Below are 3,504 nucleotides of genomic sequence, written 5' to 3'. Positions count from 1 at the left end.
ACGACGCCGCCGCCTTCTTCGGCTAACGCGCCATTGCCCACGTGCGGCGTCCAAACGATTACACGACCGCAGGGTGGTGCTTACCGGTATTCCACACACGTCTCATGCAATTTGCTGAGCGAACGACTAGCCGGTCCATATAAACCGGTGTTACCGTCGAAAACATGAATTACCGCGGTTCTTATCGCGGTGTTGTTCACCAGGGGGTGCCGTCGGCGCAGCCGTCGGGTCGGCCCAACCTGCGCCGATTCGCCCGGGGGCGACCGCGGACCCCCAATCCTGACGATGCGCAGCAGCCCTATCGCCGAGATGATCCGGTGTATCAGCCACAGCCGAGCGATGCACTACCAGAGGCGTCGACGGTCCCGGCGGCGCCCGCGCCGGCGCGGGTTGAGCAGGAGCCGCAGTTAGGGTGGGACACCCTCGACCGGTTGGAACAGTTGGACGAAATTCCGACCAGAAGCACGTGGCAAGAACTCCTTTCTGGGATCGGCCGACTTAGCGTCGGTCCCGACGCTCGACGGAAATACGAAACCAGTTTGCGCGATCGTGTCTGCGCTCCGGTGGGCAGCGCATTTCCCATAGCGGTACTTGGCCTTAAAGGCGGGGTTGGGAAAACGGCGGTGGTCGAGGCGCTCGGCTCCACCTTCGCGCAGGTGCGCGACGACCGAGTGATCGCGCTGGACCTTGCCGGCGGCGACCTCGCGGGGCGCCACGGTCGCCGAAATCGGCTCAGCCTGCTCGACCTCGTCACCAGAGCAGCGGCGGCGCGTGATACCGACGCGCGAACCCACACTTGCCGGAACAGCTCGGGCCTGGAGCTGCTCGGCCTTCCGGACTATGTCAACAGCGAGTGGCTGATGACCCAAGACGACTTGGTCAAAGCGTTTTCAATTCTGCGAAGCCGCTATTCGGTGATGGTGATCGACTGCGGCAGCACCCTCAAATCCGGGATGATGGATGCAGTGCTCTCGGAGTCGCGGGCCCTGGTGGTCGTCACCAGTACTTCCATCGACGCCGTACGGAAGACCAAGACCACATTGAAGTGGTTGCGCCACAATGGATACCATGACCTTCTTGATTCAGCGGTGCTGGCGGTAAACCACACCGAAAGAGGCAAACCGAACAGGCTGGCAGCCATCGAACTTGACCGGTTGCTGCAGCAATTCTCCCCCGAACGCGTCGTGAACTTGCCGTTCGATCGACATGTGCATCAGGGCAAAGAGATCACTCTTAAGCAGTTGAGCAAGCGGAGCAGGCGTCGCTATCTGGAAATGGCAGCCGCGCTGACGGACATGTTGCCCAATCGCGGAACGTCGCCGGCCTAACAACGAGATTGAGCCATTTCCGCTGCCGCTGGTGTCAGCAACAGCCGCTGGTCCGCGACCGCCGATAGCTCCCCGACAGAGCGTGCGAATGGCGCCGGCCAAGACGCCCCAACTACGATCTCACTCATGACGGTTGCTGCGAAAACCTCCCGCGCTGAGCTGCTCGACTACGACGACGTGATCGCGCGCTACGAGCCGGTGCTCGGCCTGGAGGTACACGTCGAGCTGTCCACCGTCACCAAGATGTTCTGCGGCTGCCCCACCGCATTCGGCGCCGAACCTAACACCCAGGTCTGCCCGGTGTGTCTGGGGCTGCCGGGTTCGCTGCCGGTGCTCAACCAGGCCGCGGTGGAGTCGGCGATCAGGATCGGCCTGGCGCTCAACTGCGAGATCGTGCCGTGGTGCCGGTTCGCGCGGAAGAACTACTTCTACCCCGACATGCCGAAGAACTACCAGATCTCGCAGTACGACGAACCGATCGCGGTCAACGGCTACCTGGATGTGCCGCTGGAGGACGGCACCAGCTGGCGGGTCGGCATCGAACGCGCCCACATGGAGGAAGACACCGGCAAGCTGACCCACTTGGGCAGTGAGACCGGCCGCATCGAGGGCGCGACGACGTCGCTGATCGACTACAACCGCTCCGGGGTGCCGCTGATCGAAATCGTCACCAAACCCATCGAGGAGACCGGCGCCAGAGCGCCCGAGATCGCCCGAGCCTACGTGACGGCGCTCCGAGACTTGTTGCGCACGTTGGGTGTTTCCGACGTTCGGATGGACCAGGGTTCGATGCGCTGCGACGCCAACGTGTCGCTGAAGCCGATCGGTGCCGTCAAGTTCGGCACCCGCACCGAGACCAAGAACGTCAACTCGCTCAAGAGCGTTGAGGTCGCGGTCCGCTACGAAATGCAGCGCCAGGGTGCCGTTCTGGCATCCTCTGGGCGGGTCATCCAGGAAACCCGGCACTTTCACGAAGACGGCTACACCAGTCCCGGTCGCACCAAGGAGACCGCCGAGGACTACCGCTATTTCCCAGAACCCGACTTGGAGCCGGTCGCGCCCAGCACTGAACTCGTCGAGCGGCTGCGCGAAACCATTCCCGAATTACCGTGGCTGCGCCGCAAGCGAATTCAGCAAGAGTGGGGGGTTTCCGACGAGGTGATGCGTGATCTGGTCAACGCCGGCGCCGTCGACCTGGTCATCGCGACCGTCGAGCAGGGTGTCCCCAGCGAGAAAGCGCGCGCCTGGTGGGGCAACTTCCTGGTGCAGAAGGCCAACGAGGCCGGGGTTGAACTCGAGCAGCTGGCCATCACCCCGAAGCAGGTCGCGAAGGTGATCGCGCTGGTCGACGAGGGCAAGCTGTCGGTCAAGCTCGCGCGCCAGGTAGTCGAAGGCGTACTAGCGGGCGAGGGGGAGCCCGAGCAGGTGATGAACGCCCGCGGCCTGGCGGTGGTGCGCGACGACTCACAGATTCGGGCCGCCGTCGACGAAGCGCTGGCCGCCAACCCCGATATCGTCGAGAAGATCCGAGGCGGCAAAGTACAGGCAGCCGGCGCGATCGTGGGTGCGGTCATGAAGGCCACCAAGGGTCAAGCCGACGCCGCACGGGTCCGCGAGCTCGTTCTCGCTGCCTGCGGGCAAAGCTGACAGACGCTGGACGCACTAGCCGCGATCACCACCGAGGCGGCGCGGCGCCTCTGCCGAAGCCCCAGGTCGACTGTCCCAATCGCGGCTTCTGGCGGTCTTGAGGTGGATGAGGCCGAAAGTCCGCTGCCAGAAGGGATTCTGCATCGGCACCTTCGGTGAGAGCGAGGCACGGCGCGCTGAATTCACAGGCCTGACAGTGGTGGTCGAACGTCGGATAGATGACCGGCTCGTTGCACATGTCAATCGCCTCGGCAGCGATCAGCATGCCGACCGCGCCGATCTCGCTGCGGGTTCGGCGAATCCGGGTTCGCTGCAGCAGGCCCGCGGTGCACTGCTCGACGCGGCCGGATGCGTCGGGTCGCGATGTGCGCGCGGACAACCGCCTGTGCTGCGGGATCGACCGGCCACCACCACTGCCCTCGCTTTGGCGGACCCGGGATGCCGGGCCCCGATCCGACGGCGGCAGATCGAGCGGGCCGGTGAGACGCAGCTCGTTGTGGATGGTGCCCGAGATCTCCATGCCCAGGTA

General features: G+C 64.4%; 3 protein-coding genes. 2 read left to right on the top strand and 1 reads right to left on the bottom strand.

What is annotated here, in order from left to right:
* Positions 1 to 164: 164 nt before the first annotated feature.
* Both VFA16_RS00070 and gatB read left to right on the top strand, forming a co-directional pair.
* Positions 165 to 1,328, top strand: a complete 1,164-nt coding sequence (locus tag VFA16_RS00070; RefSeq protein ID WP_324965854.1) for a MinD/ParA family protein — start codon at positions 165 to 167, stop codon at positions 1,326 to 1,328.
* A gap of 126 nt (positions 1,329 to 1,454) precedes the next feature.
* Positions 1,455 to 2,975 (top strand): Asp-tRNA(Asn)/Glu-tRNA(Gln) amidotransferase subunit GatB, encoded by a 1,521-nt coding sequence (gene gatB, locus VFA16_RS00065; protein ID WP_324965853.1) that lies wholly within the window; start codon positions 1,455 to 1,457, stop codon positions 2,973 to 2,975.
* A 25-nt stretch (positions 2,976 to 3,000) separates the two neighbouring features.
* Here gatB and VFA16_RS00060 read toward each other — a convergent pair.
* A partial coding sequence (locus tag VFA16_RS00060; RefSeq protein WP_324965852.1) for a hypothetical protein occupies positions 3,001 to 3,504 on the bottom strand: 504 nt, incomplete at its 5' end.

Source organism: Mycobacterium sp. (genome assembly GCF_035653355.1).
Classification (GTDB): Bacteria; Actinomycetota; Actinomycetes; order Mycobacteriales; family Mycobacteriaceae; genus Mycobacterium.
The sequence above is the reverse complement of the archived record's forward strand: the minus strand, read 5'-3'. Positions and strand labels throughout refer to the sequence as shown.